The organism is Thioalkalivibrio sp. ALJ4, assembly GCF_000377225.1.
Lineage (GTDB): Bacteria > Pseudomonadota > Gammaproteobacteria > Ectothiorhodospirales > Ectothiorhodospiraceae > Thioalkalivibrio.
This window is the reverse complement of record NZ_KB897917.1, coordinates 24,969-48,127: the sequence shown is the minus strand read 5'-3', so window position 1 is coordinate 48,127 and position 23,159 is coordinate 24,969. Positions and strand designations below refer to the sequence as shown.

The following is a 23,159-nucleotide window of genomic DNA, read 5'->3' as shown; positions in this document are numbered from 1 at the left end:
CCGGTGCTGGCGGACGGCAAGGCCGTGTCGCGCGTTCGCGCGGGATGCGGAGTCGAAGTCCGATCAAGGAGATTTTCACGATGCGAGCAACCCGATTGCTGCTCCCCGTCGTTTCGGTGCTGTTCCTCGCCGGTTGCGCGGTCACCGCGCCCGAGCTGGACCGCTCCGAGCTGGCGGAGGACATCTCGGTGCAGGGGATCGACCTGCCCGAGTCGGAGATGCCCCGCCCCTCCGGCGAGCTGACGCTCGAGGAGGCCATTCATCAGGCCCTGTGGCGCAACCCGCGCATGCAGCAGGCCTACGCCAAGCTGGATCTGACGGCCGCCGACGTGGTCGAGGCCGCCCAGTTTTCCAATCCCACCCTGTCGCTGTCGGTGATGCGCCCCGAGGGCGGTGGCGGCAACGAGACGGGGGTTGGCCTGGCCTGGGGTATTTCCGGCCTGCTGATGCGCAGTGCCCGTCAGGACATTGCCGAATCCCACTGGGAGTCCACCCGTCTGCAGCTGGCCGAAGGCATGGTGGCACTGGCCTCGGACACCGAGCGTGCCTGGTATGACGCGGTGGCCGCGCGCCAGCGGGCTCAGGTACAGGCGCTGGAGACCCGTGCCGCGGATCTCGGCTCGCTGCTGGGCGAGCGCTTCTATGACGCCGGCAATATCCCCGACCTGAAGCGGGCACAGCTGCGCATCCGTGCGGCCGAGGCCCGGCTGAAGCTCGAGGATGCGCGGCAGCGCGAGCGCGAGACCCGTCTGCGCCTGGCCCACCTGATGGGGCTGCCCGGCCAGGTGGATGGCTGGGAGGTCCCCGGCAAGCTGCCACTGCCGCTGGCCGGTGTGGAGGATCGCGATGCCCTGGTCGAGCAGGCGCTGGAGCAGCGTCTGGACCTGCGGGCCCTGGACCATGCCCTGGAGGGGCTCACCGAGGGGGTGGCCCTGGTGCGGCGCTATCGCTGGCTGGGTGACATCGAGCCCGGTATCGAGTTCGAGCGCGAGACGGACGGCACCCGCCTGTGGGGCGGTGGCATCTCCTTCACCCTGCCGATCTTCAACCAGAACCAGGCCGGCATCGCCCGCGCCGAGGCGCGGCTCTCGGACGGCGAGGCCCGCCGGGTCCGGCTGGAGCAGGCGGTCACCGCCGATGTGCACCAGCACTTTGTCCGCCTGGCCCATCACCGCGACAAGTTCGGCACCAAGCGCTACGAACTGCTGCCGGCCCGGGAGATCGAGCTGGAGCGCGTGCAGGAGCGCGTGAACTTCATGTTCGACGATGTCTTCGACCTGCTGGTGACCAAGCAGGAAGAGCTGGCCGACTGGCAGCGCGCGGTGGCCGCACTGGGCGAATACTGGCGGGCCCGGGTGGACCTGGCCTTCACCGTGGCCGGCGAGCTGCCGGGCGGGGTGCCGGGTGACGAGGGCTATCTCGAAACCGACGCGCTCGAACATGACCCGTCCGCGATGGATCACGGGGACCACGGCGGTCACGGCGGTCACGGAGACCACGGAGACCACGGAGACCACGGGGATCACGGGGATCACGGGGATCACGGGGATCACGGAGATCATGACCACGGCGACGACGGTCACGGAGGGCATCACTGATGAAACGGCGTAACTTCCTGCTGGCCGCCGGCGCGGCAATGCTGCCGGCAACCACCCTGACCCGGGTGATGGCCGAAACGGGTCACGAGCACCACAACGAGGGCGATGCCACGCCCGGCGAACGCACCGAACAGGGCTACATGCCGGTGCATACGCCGAACGGCTGGACCCTGCCGTACGAAATGAACAACGGCGTGAAGGAGTTCCATCTGGTCGCCGAGGAGATCGAGCACGAGTTCGCACCCGGTTCGGTGGCCAAGTGCTGGGGCTACAACGGCACCACCCCGGGGCCGACCATCGAGGCGGTGGAGGGCGACAAGGTCCGCATCTACGTGACCAACCGCCTGCCGGAATACACCTCGGTGCACTGGCACGGCATCCATCTGCCCTCGGGCATGGACGGGGTGAAGGGCGTGACCCAGCCGCCGATCCACCCGGGCGAGACCTTCGTCTACGAGTTCGAGCTGAACCAGCACGGCACGCACATGTACCACCCGCATGCCGACGAGATGGTGCAGATGGCGATGGGGATGATGGGGATGTTCATCATCCACCCGAAGGACGGCGAGATCGAGCCGGTAGACCGCGACTACGCGATCCTGCTGCACAACTGGGGCCTGCACCCGGGCACGCGCACGCCGGACCCGTCGATCATGGTCGACTTCGATCTGTGGTCGATGAACTCCAAGGTGTTCCCGGCCATCGACTCGCTGGTGGCGAAAACGGGCGAGCGGGTGCGCATTCGCATGGGCAACCTGTCGATGTGGAACCACCCGATGCACGTGCACGGGGTGTCGTTCGAGGTGACCGGTTCCGATGGCGGGCGCTGGCCGCGCGAGCAGTGGCGCAAGGAGACCACCGAGATCGTTGCGGTCGGCCAGACCCGCGATATCGAGTTCACGGCACCGCCGGGGGACTGGGCCTTCCACTGCCACATGACTCACCACACGATGAACCCGATGGGTCACGGCATCGCCAACACCCTGGGTGTGGACCAGTCCGGCCTCGAGGAGGAGATCCGCAGCCTGCTGCCGGGCTACATGGCCATGGGCGAGCACGGCATGGCGGATCACCAGGACCATACCGATGCGGGACACATGCCGGGGCCGGAGAACACCCTGCCGATGGGCATGGGTCACGGGCCATTCGGCAACATCGGCATGGGCGGCATGTTCACCCTGATCAAGGTGCGGGATGACCAGGAGCCCGGGGACTTCAGCGACCCGGGCTGGTACTGGCACCCGGATGGGGAGGTCGCCCGCCGCGTGAGCAGCGATCCCGATTTCGGCAATCCGGTGCGCCGCGGCAAGGTCGCGGATGCGGATTCCGACGGGCTCCCGACCCCCAGTCGCGATGCCCATGGCGGGCATGGAGGCCACGGGGGGCATGGAGGACACAACGGCCACGGAGGCCATAACCACTGAGTTTCCACCGGTGCGGGCACCGGGACCGCCGCAAGGCGGCCCCCGGTGGCCTGCGGCCGGCGGACTCTAAGACGACACGACTGCACTTAACAAAGAGGACCCTCAATCATGATGACGATTCGTACCCGCAATTCCCTGCGTTCCGCCCTTGCGGCCCTGTTGCTGGCTTTCGCCGCTCCCCTGCTGGCTCACGAGGGCGAGATGGGACACGTGCCGGATGACGGCTCTACGGTGCAGGGCACCCCGGAGGAGATCGGGATTCACTTCGATGGCGCGATGCGCATTACCCAGTTCGACGTGATCGGTCCGCAAGGCCGCGTGTCCCTGGAGAACGAGCCGGGCAGTGATCCGACCGAGGAATACCATGTGCAACCGGCCGGCTCGATGGAGCCCGGCGACTACGAGGTGCGCTGGCGTGGTTTGGCTCGTGACGGCCACATGATGTCCGGGACCTTCCGCTTTACGGTGGAGGACTGAGCCGTGGCCTGGCTGTCTGCGCTTGCCGGTGTGGATGCCTGGACGGTCGCCATGATCCTGGTGGCGGCCGGCTTCTATGCCGGTGCCTTGCTGGCGGCCGGGGCGGTGCTGTTTCGCCTGGCGTTTCCGGATCTGCCCGATCCGGAACGTCGGGCGGCCAGCCGCACGGGGGCGATCGCGGCCTGGGCCGCGATCGTGCTGGCCGTGATCGAGTGGCCGCTGCAGGCCGGGTATCTCGGGGGTGGCAATGGTGCCGCCGCAGTCGACCCCATGCTGCTCGGCATGGTATTCGAGGGCGCGCAGGGGACTCAGCTAATCCTCGCCGTGAGTGGCTTGCTGCTGGTACAGGCGATCTTGCTGGATGCCCGGCGCCTGCCGGGGCTCGGGCATGGCTTGAGTCTCGGAGGCGTGTTGCTGGTCATGCTCGCCTTCGTCCAGGTCGGGCACACGGTCGACGAACCCCGCTGGTTGCTCGGCGGGCTGCTGGTGCTGCACCTGCTGGCGGCTGCATTCTGGATTGGTTCGTTATGGCCCCTGTATCGCCTGGCAGGACACCCAGCTGGCGGAGCGGATGCCGTACGCATCCTGGATCGCTTCGGTCGGGTGGCGGTGTTCGGGGTTGGCCTGCTGGTGCTCGCGGGCGTTGTCCTGGCTGCGCTTCTGCTCGGCGGGGTCACGCCACTGCTCACTACCGGCTACGGGCAGTTCCTGATCGGCAAGGTGCTGATTGTGGCCCTGCTCCTGCTGCTGGCGGCGTCCAACAAGTGGCGCCTGGTGCCCGCCTTCGAGCGGGGCGAGCCCCGGGCCCCGCAGCGCCTCCGGCGCAGTATCGCGATGGAGATCGGACTGGTGGGGCTGGTGTTGCTGGTCACGGCCATACTGACCACGGTCAGTTCCCCTGCCAACGGGTAGAGAAAGGGGCACCTCCCGGATATCCGGGAGGTGCCATTGGGTATCAGATCGGGCGCTGGGCGACAGTGGCCTCGAGCTCGACTTCCTCGCCGTCGCGCAGGAGTTTGATCGTCAGTTCGGCGCCCGGATCGGTCCGTGCAATGACATTCAGGGCCTCGCGCGGGCTGTTGACCGCGTCGTCATTGAGGTGGGTGATTACGTCGCCGATCTCGATGCCGGCCTCCTGGGCGGGGCCGTCACGCAGGATGCCGGCGACCAGGACCCCGCGTGGGGCATCCAGCCCGAAGGAGTCGGCCAGTTCGCGGTTCATCGCCTGGACTTCGATCCCCAGCCAGCCGCGGGAGACATAGCCTTGTTCGATGATCTCGGTCATTACGTCGCGGGCGAGGTCCACCGGGATCGCGAAGCCAATGCCATGGGACCCCCCGGAGCGCGAGAAGATCGCGGTATTGATGCCGATTACCTCGCCCTTGGCATTGATCAGTGCGCCACCGGAGTTGCCGGGGTTGATCGCCGCGTCGGTCTGAATGAAGTCCTCGAAGGTGTTGATCCCGAGCTGGTTGCGCCCGGTGGCGGAGACGATCCCCTGGGTCACGGTCTGCCCGACACCGAAGGGGTTGCCGATCGCGAGCACGACGTCACCGACCCGCAGCTCGCGGGAGTGGCCAACCGTGGCCACGGCCACGTCGTCGGTGCGGATGCGCAGGACGGCGAGGTCGGTATCGGGGTCGATGCCGATAATCTCGGCCGGATGGGCGTCGCCATTGGGCAGGACCACAGCGATCGCGTCGGCCTCCTCGATCACGTGGTGGTTGGTCAGGATATGGCCCCGATCGGTCATGATTACGCCGGAACCCAGGCTGGCCTGCTCGGTGTCGCCCGGGGGCACGGGCTGGCCAAAGAACTCGTGCAGGTCGAGGATGCCGGGGGTGTCGAGCACGCGCGAGGTCATGATGTTGACCACGGCCGGCGCGGCCCGCTCGACCCCGTCGGCGTAGCTGAGCGCGGCACTGCTGGTCGTGGAGAGCGGGGCGGCGACTTGCAGCTCCGCCTGCTCGCCCCGGTCGCGGTCAAGCACATGCGGAAAGAACACGGCGACGACCACGGCGATCGCCACGCCGGTCAGGGCCGCTTGCAGCAGGAAACGCGAGAAATTCACCATATAGTGAATATACCGAAATGGGATGGGCTGCACAGCCGCCGATCCCGGTCCAGCCGGAGAACCGATCGTGATCGAACGTGACGTATTAATGCAGGCCCTGAACGAGGAGCTCCAGCCGGAGCGCTTTCGCGACTATTGTCCGAACGGGTTGCAGGTAGAGGGGCGGGCCGAGGTGCGCCGCATCGTCAGCGGGGTGACGGCATCGCTGGCGCTGGTCGAGGCCGCGATCGAGGACGGGGCCGACACGATCCTGGTGCATCACGGCTATTTCTGGAAGGGCGAGCCAGAGGTGGTCACTGGCATGAAGCGTGAACGCCTGCGCCGGCTGCTGGAGCACGAGATCAATCTGGTGGCCTACCACCTGCCGCTGGATGCGCATCCGGAGCTGGGCAACAACACCCAACTGGCCAATCGCCTCGGATTCGCGATCGAGGGGGTGCTGCGCGAGGACGGCGTGGGCCAGTACGGTCGTTCTGCCGCCGAGGTGTCGGGGGCGGACCTGCGCGACCACATCTCCGCCGTGCTGGGGCGCGAGTGTCTGTGGGTGCCGGGCGGCGAGCGGCCGATTCGGCGCGTTGCCTGGTGCACTGGCGGGGCGCAGTCATTACTGATGGAGGCGGCGGCGCAGGGTGTGGATGCCTATATCAGTGGCGAGATTTCCGAGCAGACCACTCACGAGGCGCGCGAGAGCGGGGTGCACTACTTCGCCGCGGGGCATCATGCGACCGAGCGCTACGGGGCGCCTGCCCTGGGGGAATGGTGCGCCGAACGTTTCGGTCTGGAGCACCGGTTCATCGACATCGACAACCCTGCCTGACCGGCGCCCCGGCGAGCGCACATTCGCGGGGCAATCTGCTCTTGCCGGGGGCGCTGAAATCCCGCCTTTATCATGAATAACTTATGATCGATTGGGCGCGTCTGGCGACGCCGTCCGCCCGGTCTTAAGGCGTTCACCTACTTGACCTTATTAGCGTGTTCGGGAATTCTATCGGATTTTACTGGCCGCCCCGCGGTGGCCTGCCCGTTCGCCCGTGAGCGCGCCCAGGGCGGCGCGCTCACGGGGCAGTCTGCGGGCATCTCCGCACCCTCGTCCGCGTATCGAGTGGCTGCCGAGACACGATTTCAACACGTTGTTTGGAGAGACAAACATGGCAAACCAAGGCGTAAATCGAGGCCGTCGCCGGTTCCTCGTCGCCGCGACGACAGTCGTCGGCGGTGCCGGTGTCGCAGCGGTCGCGACCCCGTTCCTGGCGTCCTTGCAGCCCAGCGCTCGCGCTCAGGCAGCAGGGGCTCCGGTCGAGTTCGACGTGACCGAGGTCGAGGCCGGCCAGCGCGTCAGCATCGAGTGGCGTGGACAGCCGATCTGGATCGTGCGGCGTACCGACGAAATGCTGGATGGTTTGTCCCAGGTGACCGATCGCCTGCGCGATCCGGATTCCGAGAACGAGGCCCAGCAGCCGGAATACGCGCAGAACGAGCATCGCTCGATCAAGCCGGAAATCCTGGTGCTGATCGGGATCTGCACTCACCTCGGGTGCTCGCCGTCGTTCCGTCCGGAGATCGGCGATCCCGGCATGGGCTCCGACTGGCAGGGCGGCTGGCTGTGCGGTTGCCACGGTTCCCGCTTCGACATGGCCGGCCGCGTCTATCGCAACATGCCGGCGGTCGACAACCTCGAGGTGCCGCCGCACCACTACATCACGGACAACCTGCTGCTCGTGGGTGAAGATGAAGACGGAGGAGCTGTCTGATGGCCGGTAATCCCGCGGAAAAGTGGCAGGGTGGGCTGCTGGGTTGGGTTGACGCCCGCTTCCCCCTGTCCCAGATGTGGAACGAACATCTGGCTCAGTATTACACGCCGAAGAACTTCAACTTCTGGTATTTCTTCGGCTCCCTCGCCCTGCTGGTGCTGGTCATTCAGATCGTCTCCGGCATCTTCCTGACCATGTTCTACAAGCCTGATGCCGAGCTGGCCTTTGCGTCGGTCGAGTACATCATGCGCGACGTGGAATGGGGCTGGCTGATCCGCTACATGCACTCCACAGGCGCCTCGATGTTCTTCGTGGTGGTCTATCTGCACATGTTCCGGGCGCTCATGTACGGCTCCTACAAGAAGCCGCGCGAGCTGATCTGGATCTTCGGTGTGCTGATCTATCTGGTGCTGATGGCCGAAGCCTTCGCCGGCTACCTGCTGCCGTGGGGTCAGATGTCCTACTGGGGCGCGCAGGTGATCGTGAACCTGTTCCAGACCATCCCGTACATCGGGCCGGATCTGGTGACCTGGATTCGTGGTGACTTCCTGCTGTCCGATGCCACGCTGACGCGCTTCTTCGCGCTGCATGTGATTGCCCTGCCGCTGGTGCTGATCCTGCTGGTGGCCGCGCACATCATCGCGCTGCACGAAGTGGGTTCGAACAACCCCGATGGCGTCGAGATCAAGAAGAACAAGGACGAGAACGGCATCCCGAAGGATGGCATCCCGTTCCACCCGTACTACACCGTCAAGGACATCGTCGGCGTCGGCGTCTTCCTGATGGTGTTCGCCGTCATCATGTTCTTCTTCCCGATGGGCGGCGGTCTGTTCCTGAAGCCGGACAACATGATCCCGGCCGACCCGCTGGTTACACCCGAGCTGATTCCGCCGGTCTGGTACTTCACCTCGATGTACTCGGTGCTGCGTTCCGTGCCGGATCCGTTCCTCGGCGTGGTGGCCATGGGTGCCGCGGTGATGATGCTGTTCTTTATCCCCTGGCTGGACCGCAACCCGGTTCTGTCGATGCGCTATCGCTCGTTCGCAGCCAAGTTCAACCTGGCGGCGTTCGTGGTGGCTTTCGTGATCCTGGGCTGGCTGGGTCTGCAGCAGGCGACCACGATGATCAGCGAAATGAGCTTCCGCTGGTCGCTTGTGTACTTCGCGTTCTTCTTCCTGCTGTGGTTCCTCAGTCGGGAGCGCTCCGCGGCGGCCAGTCTGATTCTGTTCGCGGTGGTCGTGGGTATCTACACCCTCTACGACATCACGCGCTTCGATCCGAGTGACGCTAGCCTGATTATGTGGTCCTGGCTGATCCCGACCGTGCATCTGTTTGTCTGCATGGTGGTCCCGGTGTTTGCCCGGGGTCTGGGTCGTGATCGTGCCGTTCCGGAAAGGGTGACTTCGTAATGAAAACGTTTATCGCAACGACTGTTATGGCCCTGGCGGCCCTGTTCACCGTGCCGGCGGCCTCGGCTGCAAGCGCCAGCGGTGATCTGCAAAAAGCCAATGTGGACGTGACCAACCAGGCGTCGCTGCAACGCGGCGCCCGGCTGTACATGAACTACTGCATGGCCTGTCATTCCACCCAGTACATGCGTTACAACCGTGTGGGTCGCGACATCGGTCTGACCGAAGAGCAGGTCACCGAGAACTTCATCTTCATCACCGATGAGGATGGCGACCTGGTGAACCCGGGCTCGCTGATGAAGAACGCGATGTCCGACTCATATGCCGACGAGGCCTTTGGTGTGACGCCGCCGGATCTGACCCTGGCGACCCGCATTCATGGCGAAGACTGGGTGTACACCTTCCTCAAGAGCTTCTACATCGACGAGGACCGCCCGCTGGGTGCCAACAACACGGTGTTCAGCAACGTCGGCATGCCGCATGTGCTGTGGGAGCTGCAGGGCTGGCAGGAGCTGGTCGAGGACGATGACGGAAACGAGCGGCTGGAGCTTGTACGCAATGGCTCGATGAGCCAGAGCGAGTACGATCGCGCAGTGCGTGACCTGGTCACCTACCTTTCGTACATGGGCGAACCGATGCAGCTCGACCGTCAGCGTATTGGCCTGTACGTCCTGATCTTCCTGGCCGTGTTTACCGTGCTGGCCTACTTCTTGAAAAAGGAGTACTGGAAAGACGTACACTAGGCGGCCTGAACCGTCGCTGGCGGGCGCTCACGGATGAGCGCCCGCCGGTGTTATTGACCGTCTGCCCGGCGCGGCGTGCCGCACGACCGGGGTAGGGAGAAAGTTATGGCGCTGGTCGCCAATCGTCGTTCCGTAATGACTCTGTTTTCTGCTCACGACTGCGTGCGCTGCCATCGCGTGCGTATCATCCTCGCCGAGAAGGACATCGCGGTGGATGTCGTCAACCTCGGGCCGGACGAGCTTCCCGAGGATCTCTCCGATCTCAACCCCTACAACGAGGTGCCGACCCTGGTGGATCGGGACCTGGCGCTGTACGGGACTCATGTGATCACCGAGTACCTGGACGAGCGTTTCCCGCATCCGCCGCTGATGCCGGTGGACCCGGTCTCCCGTGCGGCCGCGCGGCTGGCGCTTTATCGCGTCGAGCGCGACTGGTACGAGGGGTTGGATGCGGTGAAGAAGGCGTCCGGGGGCGGGCTGACCAAGGCGCGCAAGATCCTGCGCGAGAGCCTGATGAACTCGGCCGAGATCTTCGAGCTGAAGCCGTACTTCCTGAGTGACGAGTTCAGCATCGTGGATTGCGCGATCGCTCCGGTCATGTGGCGTCTGCCGTCACTGGGGATCGATCTCGATTCTCTGCCGACTGCGATTCAGGAATACGCGGATCGCGTCTGCAAGCGGGAATCCTTCCAGATCAGTCTCACCGAGGCCGAGCGCGAGCTGAGGCTGTGACCTCTTCGCGTCCCTATCTGCTCCGGGCTTTGTGGGAGTGGATCACGGATAACGGCTTTACGCCGCACATCCTGGTCGACGCCACGGTGGAGGGTGCGCTAGTGCCCGATGCCTTTGTCGAGCAGGGCAAGATCACGCTCAACATTGGCCCGTCTGCGGTGCAGGCGCTGAATATCGGGGACGAGGCGGTCGCCTTTTCCGCGCGTTTTGCCGGCAGCCCGATGGACGTCTACGTGCCCACGCAGGCGGTGCTCGCCGTCTATGCGCGCGAGAACGGGCAGGGGATGATGTTCGGCAGCGAGCCGGGACCAGGGCCGGAAGATGGCCCGGGCGGCGACGGACCAGACGACTCGGGTCCCGCGGGTTCGGATCAGGACGGGGACAAGCCGGCCGCCAAGCGCAAGGGTCCCGCCCTGAAGGTCGTCAAGTAAGCCCAGTGATGTCCGGCCCCGGCGCCTTGCCGGGGTTCAGGATGTTGTCGGGATCAAAGCTCTGTTTGATCCCGGCCATCAGGTTCAGCGCCACGGGATCGATCTCCCGGCCCACAAAGGCGCGTTTCACCAGCCCGATCCCGTGTTCGCCGGACAAGGTGCCACCGAGGCCCAGCACCAGGGTGAAGACCTCGTCCAGGCAGCGTTCGGCGGCGGCGAGCTCCTGCGGATCGTCCGGGTTTACCAGCAGATTCACGTGGATGTTGCCGTTGCCGGCGTGACCAAAGTTCACGATCTTGATCGCGTGCGCCTGGGCGAGCCGGTCGAGCCCCGAGATCAGGTCGGGGATGCGCGAGACGGGTACGACCACATCCTCGTTGATCTTCTTCGGCGCGACGGTGCGCAGCGCCGGCGAGAGCGCCTTGCGCACGGCCCACAAGGCCTGGGCCTCTTCCGGGGTGTCCGCGCTGATGGTCTGCAGGCAACCCTCGCCATCGGCGGCGCCGCGGACGCCGCGCGTCGTCGCGTCGATCCCGGCCGAGGTGCCGTCCGTCTCGATCATCAGGATAGCCCCGGCGTCGCGGGGCAGTGGGCAGTCGGGGGCATAGTCACGAATCATTGCGATCGCCGAATGGTCCATGAACTCCAGGGCCGACGGGGCCTCCGCGCGGCCCATCAGCCGCGATACGGCGGCGGCCGCGTCGCCCACGGTCCGATAAATGGCCTGAATCAGGCGTGTCGCCTCGGGTTTCGGTGTGAGGCGCAGCGTGGCTTCGGTGATCACGGCGAGGGTGCCTTCGGACCCGATGAGCAGCCGGGTGAGGTCATACCCGACGACGCCCTTGGTCGTGTGCACGCCCGTACGGAAGGCCTCGCCGGTGCCCGCGACCGCCGCAAGCCCGAGGGTGTTGTCCCGCGGCGTGCCGTACTTCACCGCATGGGGGCCTGCCGAGTTGTAGGCCAGGTTGCCGCCGAGCGTGCAGTAGGCGCTGCTCGTGGGGTCCGGGGGCCAGAAAAACCCGAGCGCGCCTGCCGCTTCCTGCACCTCGCCGTTGGTCACTCCGGGTTCCGCGATCAGCCAGCGGTTCGCAGGGTCGACCTCCAGAATCCGGTTCATGCGCTCGAACGACAGGACCAGTCCGCCGTGATCAGGGACCGCCGCTCCTGTGGTGCCGGTGCCGCGTCCGCGGCAGGTCACAGGCGCCCCGAGGCGCCGACAAAGTCGAATGAGTTCGGCGACGGTCTCGGCGTCGCGGGCGAAGGCGACGGCATCCGGCGGCGCGTGCAGCTTGGAGTTGTCCGCGCCGTAGGACCAGCAATCGGCCGGGTCCAGCAGGCGGTCTTCGGCGGGAAGGAGTTGCTCGATCTCGCGTGCCAGCGGTGTCATGACGGGTCCCCCTGAATGGCGTCGGGCAGCCATTCGATCGTGTCGTCGCCGTCCAGCAGCACGACATCGAAGCGCACGGGGCCTTGCCAGCGGCTCTCCTGCAGGTAGCCCTCGGCCGCCCGCAGCAGGCGTTTGCGCTTGCCGGAATCGATACTCTCGGCGCTGCCGCCAAAGCCGCGGTGGCTACGCTTGCGCACCTCGACGAGTACCAGCGTGTCGCCCTCGCGTGCCACGAGGTCCAGCTCGCCCCAGGGGCGGCGCACGTTGCGCGCCACCAGGGTGAGGCCTTGCCCGGTCAGGTAGTGCGCCGCACGGTCCTCGGCGGCCTGGCCGGTCACGCCCGGGCGGAACATCGGTCAGCTGCCTTCGCTGGTGGACCCCAGCTGGCGTGGTGCGCCGCTCTCGAAGCGCGCCCAGACCGGCTCGCGCACCCAGTCCCCGCTGATCGGGTTCAGTGACCAGGTGCCGGACCCGCCGACGATTTGATGGTGGCTGGCCTCGCGTACCGCGCGATCATGCAGGCTCAGCCGCATCGCATCCATGCCCAGCGCGACGAAGCGCGGGAGCTCGTCAGTCGCCCCTTCGGCCATTTCGCCGTTCAGCGGCTCGATGGTCGTAAACAGGTAGGGCGCGTCCGGGAAGACGATGCCGTTGAGATCGCGGTCGCGATTGGCATCCGGCTGTCCGGCGTAGATATGAGGCGTTGCCATGATCGGGAGTTGACGCGCGCCGTGGAAGTGCAGGTAGGGCACGAGCTGGCGCATCTGGCGCGAGGTTCCGGTCACGAACAGGTGATCGGCATCACCCCGAACCTGGGGGTCGCCTTCCAAGTTTAGCCCGGTACGGCGGGCGACGTCGCGAATGCGCGCCTCGCTCTGCTCAATCCCGAGCGCATTGCCCACGCGGGCATTGATGTCCTCGGCGTCCGGCCGCAGGCGCACGATATCGCGCGGCCGCAGGCCGTGGTCGGCGAGCGCATCCTGGTAGGCCTCGGCAATGCGGTCGCCGAACTCGCCCTCGGGCAGGATGACCAGCGGGTTGCGCCAGCCCGTACGTACCGCGCGATCCACCACGGCGTAGGCGTCCTCTTCCGGGTTCAGCGCCAGCGTGCCGAAGGCCCCGTTGCCGTCGAGCTGTGTGCGGTTGAGCAGCAGCGTCGGGCGAGTCTCTTCGCTCGCAGCCACTGCGCGTACCGCATCGCGGTTGAGCGGCCCGATGATGCGGTTTACGCCGTCTTCGACGCCGCGCCTGTAGAGGTCTGCTGCCGTGTCAGGGTCGCCGCGTGTGTCGCGCACCACCAGGCGGCCGTGGCCCCCGGTCTCCGCGTAGTAGGCGCGCGTGATGCCGTCGAGGATTGCATTGCCGAGCTGGGCGAGATCACCGGACAGCGGCAGGAGGACCAGGATCGTTTCCGGCGCCTCGGGCTGGAGCGGGTGACTTGCGACCAGTTCCGGGAGCAGGCTGTTGGCCGGGTGCGACGGATAGCGCTCGCGCCACTGGCCAGCCACGCGGCGGGCGTCTTCTTCCGAATTGACACTGCGCAGTCCGCTGAACAGCCGCACCCAGGGCTCGGCATCCGGGTGTTCGCCCGCCGCCAGGCGGTCACGCTGTGCGGGTCGAAGCGCCGAGAGCAGGCCCCAGATGCGTTCCTGGTTAACGGTCTGGTCATCGGGCTCCAGCAGGAGCAGCCCATCCAGGCGCAAACGGGCGTCCAGCGCCTGATACCATTCACGCTCATGCTCCAGCAGGCGTGCATGCAGGGCCAGACCCTCGCGGTAAACCTCGGGCGTACGGGTCTCGTCGTCCGGGTCATCGGCGCCGAGTCGCTCGCGCGCAGTCTCCCATTCGCCACGGGTGGCCGCCAGGCGGCCGCCACGCACACGGTCCGCCAGCGGTTCCCGGTGCTGGGCATCCAGGTCGCGCCACAGCGCGTCCGCGCGGTCGACCAGGTCGCCGTCGGGGTCGTCCAGGCTCAGGACCGCGTCGATCGCCGCGCGCACGTTGTCCGGCTGCGGGTCCGCCCAGGCCTCGCTGATCAGGATCGGCGCCTGCTGCTCGGCCGGCAGGTCAACGACCTCGGGTCGTTCCTCCTCCGGGTCCGGGGCGGGGGTTGGGTCCGGGCGCGGGGTCGCGCAGCCGGCGAGGATTGCGCCGGCGAGCAGGCTCAGGGCCAGACGGCCCCGGTAGCGCCCCCCGGCGGCTAGAGAGAGGTATAGGTTCACGATAGCGAGATGCTCAGCGTATTGGGGAGTCAGTATTGAAAGCGCATCAGGTTGTGTCAACGAATTGCGGCACGTTATGGGTGGTTGCCACCCCGATCGGCAATCTGGCCGATCTCAGCCCCCGTGCCCGTGACGTGCTGGCGCGCGTTTCGCGTATCGCTGCGGAGGATACGCGACACAGCGGCGGGCTGCTGGCGCATTTGGGGGTGCAGACCCCGCTGGTCAGTCTCCATGAGCATAACGAGCGCGACCGGATCCCCTCTTTATTGTCTGCGCTGGAGGCGGGCGACGATCTCGCGTTGATCTCGGATGCCGGTACGCCGCTGGTATCCGATCCCGGCTACCGGCTGGTACGAGCGGCCACGGAGGCGGGGCTGCCGGTGCGCGCGGTGCCCGGCGCCAGCGCCCCGCTCGCGGCGCTGGCCGTCGCCGGCCTGCCGTCCGATCGTTTCTGCTTCGAGGGTTTCCTGCCGCATGCTGGTGGGGCCCGCCGTCGCCGCCTGGAGACCTTGCTGGCCCAGCCGGTGACCACAATCCTGTTTGAGTCCTCGCATCGCGTACGCGCCGCTGCCGACGACCTGGCCGCACTGGAGCCGGAGCGGCTGGTGTTCCTGGGGCGCGAACTGACCAAGCAGTTCGAGGAACACTATAGAGGAGCCGCTGGCGGGCTCCCGACCTGGCTCGATGCCGATGCCAATCGGCTGCGGGGTGAGTTCGTTCTGATCCTCGCGCCGGCGCCGCAGGCGGCCGACCCGGAGTCCGAGGATGCCCCGCTGGCTGACGAATATGAGCGCCTGCTGGGGGCCTTGCTGGGGGAGCTCCCCTTGAAACGCGCGGTGCGGGTCCTTGCCGATGCCACCGGACTGCCGCGCAACCGTGTCTATGCCCGGGCCCTGCGGCTGAAGGACGAGGGTTGATGGGGTTTTTCCTTGCGTTGTTGCAGGTGCGGGCGTAAAAGGAGCGCGGGAGCTGGCCTGGCAGTCGCTGTATCCACTGGATGCGGAGGAAAGTCCGGGCTCCACAGGGCAGGACGCCAGGTAACGCCTGGGCGGCGCGAGCCGACGGAAAGTGCCGCAGAAAATATACCGCCGATGGCCTTCGGGCACAGGTAAGGTTGAAATGGTGCGGTAAGAGCGCACCGCACGGCTGGTAACAGTCCGTGGCAGGGTAAACCCCGTCCGGAGCAAGGCCAAATAGGGGTGCATGGTGTGGCCCGCATCGCACCCGGGTAGGCTGCTCGAGGCGTCCGGTGACGGACGTCCCAGATGAATGACTGTCCACGACAGAACCCGGCTTACGGCCGGCTCCCACTTTTTCCCACCTTTGCGGCCCCATCCGTGGGTCCGTGTCTCGTCGTGTCGGCGGTTCTTGCCGAAAAATAGTGAAGTAGTTTCTTAAGTGTGGCCCTCAAGACGCGGCTTTTGGGGTCTTATTTTCTGGCTGCACCGTCGCTGGGCAGGTGTTCGCTAAGTCTCTGTGATTCAACGCTTATTTTTGGTTTTTTCGGGTCAATTTTCTTGACTCCTGGAGATAGCCGTACCTATAGTGTCGAAAAGTGGGAAAAGGTGGGGAAAGGTGGGTGACCACCGCAACCGGTACCGGCCATGTTTCGAGGCGTAAGCCAACTCAATCTGGATGCCAAGGGCCGCTTGGCCATGCCTGCGCGCTATCGCGATACGCTGGCGGCATCCTGTGGCGGCCAGCTGGTGATTACCGTAGACCCCGACCGATGCCTGCTCCTGTACCCGTTCCCCGAGTGGGAGCGCATCGAGCAAAGTCTGATGTCCCGCCCCAACATGAATCCGAAGGTCCGTAACCTGCAGCGCCTCCTGGTCGGCCATGCGACCGAGTGCGAGCTGGACGGTAGCGGCCGTCTCCTGCTGCCGACGCCGCTGCGCCAGTACGCCAGCCTCGACAAGCGGGCGGTGCTGCTGGGGCAGGGCAACAAGTTCGAGATCTGGGATGCCGATTCCTGGGAGGCCCGTTGCGAGCAGGCGCTGGGGGGTGACGTGGATGACGACGCGCTCGAGTCCATTGCGTTGTGACCATGACGGAAAACGCCACTCATATCCCGGTGCTGCGCGACGCGGTGCTGGAGGGGCTGGCCGTGCGCGCTGACGGGTTCTATGTAGATGGGACCTTCGGGCGCGGCGGGCACAGTCGCGCGATTCTCGATCGCCTCGGCGCCGGCGGAAGCCTGCTGGCGATGGACCGGGACCCCGAGGCGGCTGCGGCCGCCTCTTCGTTTGCGGACGATCCACGCTTCTCCTTCGAGCCAGGCCCTTTCTCGGCGATGACCGATACCCTGCGCCGGCGCTTCCCCGGTCGTGCGCCGGATGGTGTGTTTCTGGATCTGGGGGTCTCCTCCCCGCAGCTGGATACCCCGGAGCGTGGTTTCAGTTTCCAGCACGACGGGCCGCTGGACATGCGCATGGACCCTGCGCAGGGCGAGAGCGCGGCGGACTGGCTGGCCCGCGCGGAGCAGGACGAGATTGCGGATGTGATCTACCACTATGGCGAGGAACGTCATTCCCGTCGCGTCGCCCGTGCGATCGTTGCGGCGCGCGCCGAGGCCCCGATCACGCGCACCGCGCAGCTGGCCGAGATCGTGCGCCGCGCGGTTCCTGGGCGCGAGCCAGGCAAGCATCCGGCGACGCGTACCTTCCAGGCCCTGCGCATCCATGTGAACCGGGAGCTAAAGGAGCTGGAGCAGTGGCTCGAGACGATCCCGGAGGTCCTGCACCCGGGCGCGCGGATGGTGGTGATCAGCTTTCATTCGCTTGAGGACCGCATGGTCAAGCAGGCGCTGCGTGGCCCGCGCCCGGACGCGCGCCTGCCGCGCGGGCTGCCGGTGATGCCCGAAACGCCCGAGCGCACGTGGCGCCCGATCGGCAAGCCCGTGCGTGCCGACGCCGAAGAGCAGCGCCGCAACCCGCGTGCACGCTCGGCGGTACTGCGCGTGGGGGAGCGCACCTGATGGTCTTTCGCGGCTTCATCCTGATCATCCTGGCGACCGGGGTCTTTGCCTCCGCCGTTGGGGTGGTGGCGGCCAAGCACGAGGCACGTCAGGCCTTTATCACGCATCAGTCGGAGCTTTCGGAGCGCGACGCGCTGAACCTGGAGTGGACGCAGCTGCAGATCGAGCAGTCGACCTGGGCGACGCAGGGCCGCATCGAACAGCAGGCGCTTGAGGAACTGGGCATGATCAAGCCCGAGCCGGATCGCATCGTGGTGATCGGGGGGCGCACATGGGAGCGCTGAAGCGCCAGGTCAGCCATGGCCGCCTGAAGGTGCTGCTGGTCGTCTCCGCGCTGGTGCTGGTGGCCCTGGTGCTGCGTGCAATCGATCTGCAGGTGCTCAGCCGCGACTTCCTGACGCAGCAGGGCGAGCAGCGTCAGGTGCGTACGCTGACCGAATCGGCCCATCGCGGCATGGTCACGGATCGCAATGGCGAGCCGCTGGCGATCTCCGCTCCGGTGCAGACCGCCTGGGCCAATCCCAAGGACTTGCTCGAGCAACGCGATCGCTGGCCCGAGCTGGCCGAGGCGCTGCAGGTCGACGCCGACTGGCTGGCCGAGCGCATCGAGGCGCGTGCCAGCCGGGAGTTCATGTACCTGCGTCGGCATATGCTGCCGGCCCAGGCGGAGCAGGTGACCGCCCTGCGTGTTCAGGGGCTTGGCCTGACGCGTGAGTTCCGGCGCTACTACCCGCATGGCGAGACGACCTCGCACATCCTTGGCTACACCGATATTGACGATCGCGGGCAGGAGGGCGTCGAACTTGCGTTCAACGACTGGCTGTCGGGCGCGCCGGGTGCCAAGCGTGTGCTGCGCGACCGCCACGGACGCACGATCCGCGATGTGGCCAGTATCCGCCCCGCACGCGACGGCCGCACGCTGCGCCTGACCATCGATCAGCGCCTGCAGTATCTGGCCTACCGCGAACTGAAGGCCGCGGTGGCGGAGCACGATGCCCAGGGCGGGTCGGCCGTGCTGCTGGATGCCCGTACGGGTGATGTCCTGGCCATGGTCAATCAGCCCAGCTTCAACCCGAACAATCGCGGTTCGATCCGCTCGGAACTCGCGCGCAACCGGTCGTTGACCGACAGCATGGAGCCGGGGTCCGTCATCAAGCCCTTCACCGTTGCGGCGGCCCTGGATGCGGGCATCATCGACCCCAATGTGACCCTGGACACCCGTCCCGGGACCATGCGTGTCGGGCGCCTGACCGTGCGCGACTTTCGTGACTATGGCGTGATCGACCTGACCACCCTGATCGCGCGTTCCAGTAATGTCGGCGCGACCAAACTGGCCCTGGACATGCCGCCGGACCGGTTCTGGCAGGTCCTGCACCAGGCCGGCTTCGGCCAGTCGACCGGGACCCACTTCCCGGGCGAGGTGAGCGGCCGCCTGCGCGACTTCCCGACCTGGCGCGAGGTCGAGCAGGCCACGATGGGGTATGGCTACGGCCTCTCCATTACCCCGCTGCAGATGGCTGCGGCCTATACCGCTTTCGCCAACGATGGCCAGCGCATCCCGGTGCGGCTGGTGCAGACTGCCGACGACCTGCGCGAGCCGGCGGGCGTGATGTCCCCGGAAACCGCCCAGCGCGTGCTCGCGATGATGGAGCACACGATCGGTTCCGAGGGTACCGCGCGTCAGGCCGCGATCGACGGCTACCGCATCGCGGGCAAGACCGGTACCAGCCGCAAGAGTGGCCCCGGGGGCTACACCGAGGACCGCTATATCTCCAGCTTCGTGGGCCTGGCGCCGGCCTCGGATCCGCGTTTCGTGATGGCCGTGGTGATCGACGAACCCAATGCCGGCACCTACTTCGGCGGCGCCGTGGCGGCGCCGGTATTCCGCAACGTGATCGGCTCGGCGCTGCGGATGTTCAACGTGCGCCCAGACGCGATGCCGGAGATCCCCATGCAGTTCGCCGCCGAACGTGAGGGCTCGACATGATGGCGGCGAATACGGTCCAGACCGTCACGACACTGGGCAGCCTGTGGCCCGCCGGGGCGCCGGCGCTGGCGCGCGAGGTCGCTGGGCAGCGTGTCACCGATCTCGTCCAGGACAGCCGCCGGGTGACCCCGGGGGCTGTCTTCGTGGCGCTGCGCGGGACGCAAGGCCACGGCCTTGCCTATGCGCAGACCGCGGCCGAGCAGGGAGCGGTGGCCATTCTGTGGGATGAAGCCGAGGCGGCCCCGGCCCTCGATGTTCCGGTGCTGCACCTCCGCGGTCTGCGCACCGCGCTGCCCGCGATCTGCGATGCCCTTTGGGGCGCCTGGCCGGCCGAATATCCCGTCGTCGCGGTGACGGGCACCGATGGCAAGACCTCGGTTAGCCAGCTGCTGGCTGGTGCCCTGGAGCAGATCGGTGTCCCCACGGGGGTCGTCGGGACGCTCGGTGTGGGACGCCTCGGAGCACTGGAAGACTGTGGTCATACCACTCCGGGTGTGATTGACCTGCGCCGGCACCTGGCGCAGCTGGCCGCCGACGGCTGCCGGGCGCTCTCGATCGAGGCCTCGTCCCACGGGCTCGAGCAGGACCGCATGGCCGGGCTGCCCGTGCGTGTCGCCGTGCTGACCCGGCTGGGCTCGGATCATCTGGATTTTCATGGCAGCCAGCAGGCATATGCCGACGCCAAGGCGCGGCTGTTCACCTGGCCGGGGCTGGAGACCGCGGTGCTCAATGCCGACGACGCCCTCGGGCAGCGCCTGATCCGCGAAACCACGGCTGGGCGCACCCTCACCTACAGCGCCGTCGGGGCGCGCGCCGATCTGGTCGCGCGGGAGGTCGAGGCAGGCTCCGACGGCATTCGCTTCACGCTGGAGGCTGCGGGCGAGGCCTGGCCGGTGCAGGCGGGTCTGTTCGGGCTGTTCCAGGTCGGCAACCTGCTGGCGACGCTCGCCGCCCTGCGGGCGCTGGGTCATTCCTGGCAGGCCGCCGTCGATGCGGTGTCGCGTCTGCGCGGTGTCCCGGGGCGCATGGAGCGCTTCGAACTGCCCGGCGGGGCGTTGCTGGTCGTGGACTATGCCCATACCGAACAGGCCCTGGCGGCGGCGCTGGATGCCCTGCGCCCGCACACGGCCGGCCGACTGATCGTGGTCTTTGGCTGTGGCGGGGATCGCGATGTCACCAAGCGCCCGGCCATGGGGCGGGCCGCCAGTGCGCGCGCGGATCAGGTGATCGTGACCGACGACAACCCGCGTTCCGAAGACCCGGCCGCGATCCGCGCCGCCGTGTTGGCTGGCTGCGGTCGGCCCGAGGCCTGCCGCGAGCTGGGCGATCGGGAGGCGGCGGTGCGCGCGGCCGTGGCCGAGGCGGGCCCGGGTGACGTCATCCTGCTGGCGGGCAAGGGGCACGAAACCACCCAGCAGGTGGGTGCGCAGTTTTATCCGTTCAGTGATCGCGAGCTGGCGCGCCAGCTCGCCGCTCGGACGAACACGGGAGACAGTGGGGGGGGTAGCCAATGATCCGGATGACCGGACAGGAACTGGCGGACGCCGTACGCGGCCGTCTGGAAAACGGCGACGGTGAGCGGGTCTTCGAGGGGGTGTTCACCGACACCCGGCAACCCCTCGAAGGGGGCCTGTTCGTGGCCCTGCGCGGCCCGCGCTTTGATGCCCACGAGCATGTCGCCGCCGACCTGCCGGCCGCCGTGTTGCTGGTCGAGCGCGTGCTGGATGTCCCGCACCTGCAGGTGGTGGTGGCCGATACCGGCGAGGCCCTGGGTAGGCTGGCCCAGCACTGGCGCCGCCGCAGCCGGGCGCGTGTGATTGCGCTGACCGGCTCCAATGGCAAGACCACGACCAAGGAGATGCTGCGCTGCATCCTCGAGGGCGTGGGCTCGGTGCATGCCACCCAGGGCAACCTGAATAACGAGATTGGGGTGCCGCTGACCCTGCTGGCCATGCCCGAGGACGCCGATTACGCGGTGATCGAGATGGGCGCCAACCATGCCGGCGAGATCGGACGCATGGCGCGCTGGACCGAGCCGATGGTCGCCATGATCACCAATGCCGGGCGGGCCCACCTGGAGGGCTTTGGCAGCCTCGAGGGCGTGGCCCACGCGAAGGCCGAGATCTACTCGGGGCTGCCCTCCCAGGGCGGCACGGCCGTGATCAATCTGGACGACCCGTTCGCCGACTACTGGCTGTCGCTGAACGAACACCACCATTGCCAGCGTTTCTCCCTGGAGGGCGGTGGCGAGATCGAGGGCATGTGGCAGGCCCCCGACCGTCTGCGCCTGACCATCCTGGGCGCCGGCCGCGACCTGCGCCTGGCCAGCCCGGGGCGGCATGTCGCCGCCAATGCGGTCGCCGCGGCCGCCGCGGCGAATGCGGTGGGTGTGGCGATCGATGCGATCGCCAACGGCCTGGCGCGCTGGACGCCGGTGCAGGGGCGTCTTCAGGAGCTCTGGCATGCCAGCGGCGCCCGCCTCTGGGACGACACCTACAACGCCAATCCTGACTCCCTGCGCGCGGGGCTCGAGGTGCTGGCCGCAATGCCTGGCCGGCGCGTCCTTGTGCTGGGTGCGATGGGCGAGCTGGGCGCCGAGACCCCGGCGCTGCACCGAGAGACTGGGGTGCTGGCCCGTGCGATGGGCGTGGACTACTGCCTGGCCCTGGGCGAGGCCGCGCGCGACAGCGCCGAGGCCTTTGGCGAGGGCGGCGAGTGGTTTGCCGACCATGACGCCCTGCGGGCGCGCCTGGAGGAACTGCTGGAGGACGAGACCACGGTCCTGATCAAGGGCTCACGCAGCCAGCATATGGAACGCATCATCGAAGGGCTGGAACTGGCCCCGTCGGCGCGGGGGGCTGCGAATGCTGTACGCGCTGACTGAGTATCTCGCGCAGTTCTATAGCGGCTTCACGGTCTTTCAGTACCTGACCCTGCGCGCGATCCTGGGCGTGGTCACCGCACTGGCGATCGCGCTGCTGATTGGCCCGGCGATGATCCGTCGGCTGACGGTCGGCAACGTCGGCCAGCAGGTTCGTGACGACGGACCGGAGTCGCATCTGAGCAAGGCCGGTACGCCGACCATGGGTGGGGCGCTGATCCTGGTGGCGGTGGCCGTCGCCACGCTGCTGTGGAGCGACCTGACCAACCGCTTTGTCTGGATCGTGCTGTTGACCACGCTGGCCTTTGGTGCGGTTGGTGGCTGGGACGACTATCTGAAGCTGCGCTACGGCAACAGCAAGGGACTCTCGGCCAAGGCCAAGCTCCTGTGGCAGACGCTGTTCGCGCTGATCGCCGCCGGCGTGATCATGGCCACCGCGCAGAGCCCGGTGGAGACGAGCTTCTATCTCCCGATCTTCAAGGATTTCGAGCTGCACCTTGGCTGGCTGTTCATCCCGCTGGTCTGGCTGGTCGTGGTCGGGTCCTCCAACGCGGTCAACCTGACTGATGGCCTGGACGGTCTGGCGATTATGCCGGCGGTGCTGGTGGCCGGGGCCCTCGGGGTGTTCGCCTATGCAGCTGGCCACGCGGTGTTCGCGGATTACCTGCAGATCCCCGCAGTGCCGGGGGTGGGCGAGGTCGGCGTCTTCGCCGCCGCGCTGGTCGGGGCCGGGCTCGGTTTTTTGTGGTTCAACGCCTATCCCGCCCAGGTTTTTATGGGCGATGTCGGGGCTCTGGCCCTGGGCGCGGCGCTGGGCATGATGGCGATCCTGACCCGTCAGGAGATCGTGCTCCTGATCATGGGCGGCATCTTCGTGCTGGAGACGCTGTCGGTGATGCTGCAGGTCGCCTCGTTCAAGCTCACCGGGCGGCGCATCTTCCGCATGGCGCCGCTGCATCACCACTTCGAACTCAAGGGCTGGCCGGAGCCGCGCGTGATCGTGCGCTTCTGGATCCTGACCGTTGTATTCGTCCTGATTGGTCTTGCGACCCTGAAGATCCGCTAA

22 protein-coding genes and 1 other RNA gene are annotated in these 23,159 nt (G+C 67.0%); 19 read left to right on the top strand and 4 right to left on the bottom strand.

Annotated elements, in window-relative coordinates; translation table 11 throughout:
* Positions 1-95: 95 nt before the first annotated feature.
* The 4 genes from C936_RS0100230 (at position 96) to C936_RS0100215 (ending at position 4,411) form a co-directional block, all read left to right on the top strand.
* Positions 96-1,598, top strand: a complete 1,503-nt coding sequence (locus C936_RS0100230; RefSeq protein WP_018649098.1) for a TolC family protein — start codon at positions 96-98, stop codon at positions 1,596-1,598.
* Positions 1,598-3,022, top strand: a complete 1,425-nt coding sequence (locus tag C936_RS0100225) for a multicopper oxidase family protein (protein WP_018174856.1) — start codon at positions 1,598-1,600, stop codon at positions 3,020-3,022. Before C936_RS0100230 ends, C936_RS0100225 begins: the two co-directional genes overlap by 1 nt.
* A 108-nt stretch (positions 3,023-3,130) precedes the next feature.
* The gene (locus C936_RS0100220) at positions 3,131-3,499 is read left to right on the top strand and encodes a copper resistance CopC family protein (protein WP_018174855.1); all 369 of its coding nucleotides are present in this window, start codon (positions 3,131-3,133) and stop codon (positions 3,497-3,499) included.
* Between the two features lie 3 nt (positions 3,500-3,502).
* Positions 3,503-4,411 carry a copper resistance D family protein gene (locus tag C936_RS0100215; protein ID WP_018174854.1) on the top strand — a complete coding sequence of 303 codons (909 nt, stop codon included), beginning with the start codon at positions 3,503-3,505 and terminating at the stop codon, positions 4,409-4,411.
* Positions 4,412-4,454: 43 nt separating this feature from the next.
* On the opposite strand, the gene C936_RS0100210 is transcribed toward C936_RS0100215, so the two are convergent.
* The gene (locus tag C936_RS0100210; protein ID WP_018993133.1) at positions 4,455-5,573 is read right to left on the bottom strand and encodes a S1C family serine protease; all 1,119 of its coding nucleotides are present in this window, start codon (positions 5,571-5,573) and stop codon (positions 4,455-4,457) included.
* A 67-nt stretch (positions 5,574-5,640) separates the two neighbouring features.
* Here C936_RS0100210 and C936_RS0100205 point away from each other — a divergent pair, with 67 nt between their 5' ends.
* The 6 genes from C936_RS0100205 (at position 5,641) to C936_RS0100180 (ending at position 10,639) form a co-directional block, all read left to right on the top strand.
* The gene (locus C936_RS0100205; protein WP_026278797.1) at positions 5,641-6,390 is read left to right on the top strand and encodes a Nif3-like dinuclear metal center hexameric protein; all 750 of its coding nucleotides are present in this window, start codon (positions 5,641-5,643) and stop codon (positions 6,388-6,390) included.
* A gap of 331 nt (positions 6,391-6,721) precedes the next feature.
* Positions 6,722-7,324, top strand: coding sequence for a ubiquinol-cytochrome c reductase iron-sulfur subunit (gene petA / locus C936_RS0100200; protein ID WP_026182186.1), 603 nt, complete (start codon positions 6,722-6,724; stop codon positions 7,322-7,324).
* A complete protein-coding gene (locus C936_RS0100195; protein WP_018137990.1) occupies positions 7,324-8,733 on the top strand; it encodes a cytochrome b N-terminal domain-containing protein in 1,410 nt (469 codons plus the stop codon). Before petA ends, C936_RS0100195 begins: the two co-directional genes overlap by 1 nt.
* Positions 8,733-9,476 (top strand): cytochrome c1, encoded by a 744-nt coding sequence (locus C936_RS0100190; RefSeq protein ID WP_018993169.1) that lies wholly within the window; start codon positions 8,733-8,735, stop codon positions 9,474-9,476. Before C936_RS0100195 ends, C936_RS0100190 begins: the two co-directional genes overlap by 1 nt.
* A 105-nt stretch (positions 9,477-9,581) precedes the next feature.
* A complete protein-coding gene (locus C936_RS0100185) occupies positions 9,582-10,208 on the top strand; it encodes a glutathione S-transferase N-terminal domain-containing protein (protein WP_018137992.1) in 627 nt (208 codons plus the stop codon).
* Positions 10,205-10,639: a ClpXP protease specificity-enhancing factor gene (locus tag C936_RS0100180; RefSeq protein WP_018137993.1), complete on the top strand. Its 435-nt coding sequence runs from the start codon at positions 10,205-10,207 to the stop codon at positions 10,637-10,639. Before C936_RS0100185 ends, C936_RS0100180 begins: the two co-directional genes overlap by 4 nt.
* Here the strand turns inward: C936_RS0100180 and C936_RS0100175 are convergent.
* The 3 genes from C936_RS0100175 to C936_RS0100165 are packed head-to-tail and all read right to left on the bottom strand — an operon-like array spanning position 10,632 to position 14,248.
* On the bottom strand, positions 10,632-12,026 hold the full coding sequence (locus tag C936_RS0100175; protein WP_018174851.1) for an FAD-binding oxidoreductase: 1,395 nt from the start codon (positions 12,024-12,026) through the stop codon (positions 10,632-10,634). The genes C936_RS0100180 and C936_RS0100175 overlap by 8 nt on opposite strands.
* Positions 12,023-12,379, bottom strand: a complete 357-nt coding sequence (locus C936_RS0100170; RefSeq protein WP_018137995.1) for a YraN family protein — start codon at positions 12,377-12,379, stop codon at positions 12,023-12,025. The genes C936_RS0100175 and C936_RS0100170 overlap by 4 nt, the downstream gene beginning before the upstream one ends.
* A 3-nt stretch (positions 12,380-12,382) precedes the next feature.
* A complete protein-coding gene (locus tag C936_RS0100165) occupies positions 12,383-14,248 on the bottom strand; it encodes a penicillin-binding protein activator (protein WP_018174850.1) in 1,866 nt (621 codons plus the stop codon).
* 80 nt (positions 14,249-14,328) lie between these two features.
* On the opposite strand from C936_RS0100165, the gene rsmI reads away from it, so the two are divergent.
* The 9 genes from rsmI to mraY all read left to right on the top strand — a co-directional run bounded on the left by rsmI (position 14,329) and on the right by mraY (position 23,159).
* Positions 14,329-15,165 (top strand): 16S rRNA (cytidine(1402)-2'-O)-methyltransferase, encoded by an 837-nt coding sequence (rsmI, locus tag C936_RS0100160; protein ID WP_018174849.1) that lies wholly within the window; start codon positions 14,329-14,331, stop codon positions 15,163-15,165.
* Positions 15,166-15,213: 48 nt separating this feature from the next.
* Positions 15,214-15,560: RNase P RNA component class A (rnpB, locus tag C936_RS14410), an RNA gene on the top strand.
* Positions 15,561-15,852: 292 nt separating this feature from the next.
* Positions 15,853-16,293 (top strand): division/cell wall cluster transcriptional repressor MraZ, encoded by a 441-nt coding sequence (mraZ, locus tag C936_RS0100155; RefSeq protein WP_018174848.1) that lies wholly within the window; start codon positions 15,853-15,855, stop codon positions 16,291-16,293.
* 2 nt (positions 16,294-16,295) lie between these two features.
* Positions 16,296-17,225: a 16S rRNA (cytosine(1402)-N(4))-methyltransferase RsmH gene (gene rsmH, locus C936_RS0100150; protein ID WP_038038537.1), complete on the top strand. Its 930-nt coding sequence runs from the start codon at positions 16,296-16,298 to the stop codon at positions 17,223-17,225.
* The gene (gene ftsL / locus C936_RS0100145) at positions 17,225-17,509 is read left to right on the top strand and encodes a cell division protein FtsL (RefSeq protein ID WP_018138000.1); all 285 of its coding nucleotides are present in this window, start codon (positions 17,225-17,227) and stop codon (positions 17,507-17,509) included. Before rsmH ends, ftsL begins: the two co-directional genes overlap by 1 nt.
* On the top strand, positions 17,497-19,212 hold the full coding sequence (locus C936_RS0100140; protein ID WP_018138001.1) for a penicillin-binding protein 2: 1,716 nt from the start codon (positions 17,497-17,499) through the stop codon (positions 19,210-19,212). Before ftsL ends, C936_RS0100140 begins: the two co-directional genes overlap by 13 nt.
* Positions 19,209-20,726, top strand: coding sequence for a UDP-N-acetylmuramoyl-L-alanyl-D-glutamate--2,6-diaminopimelate ligase (locus tag C936_RS0100135; protein WP_018174846.1), 1,518 nt, complete (start codon positions 19,209-19,211; stop codon positions 20,724-20,726). Before C936_RS0100140 ends, C936_RS0100135 begins: the two co-directional genes overlap by 4 nt.
* Complete coding sequence (gene murF, locus C936_RS0100130; RefSeq protein WP_018174845.1) at positions 20,723-22,096, top strand: UDP-N-acetylmuramoyl-tripeptide--D-alanyl-D-alanine ligase; 1,374 nt, start codon at positions 20,723-20,725, stop codon at positions 22,094-22,096. Before C936_RS0100135 ends, murF begins: the two co-directional genes overlap by 4 nt.
* Positions 22,077-23,159, top strand: a complete 1,083-nt coding sequence (gene mraY, locus C936_RS0100125; RefSeq protein WP_018174844.1) for a phospho-N-acetylmuramoyl-pentapeptide-transferase — start codon at positions 22,077-22,079, stop codon at positions 23,157-23,159. The genes murF and mraY overlap by 20 nt, the downstream gene beginning before the upstream one ends.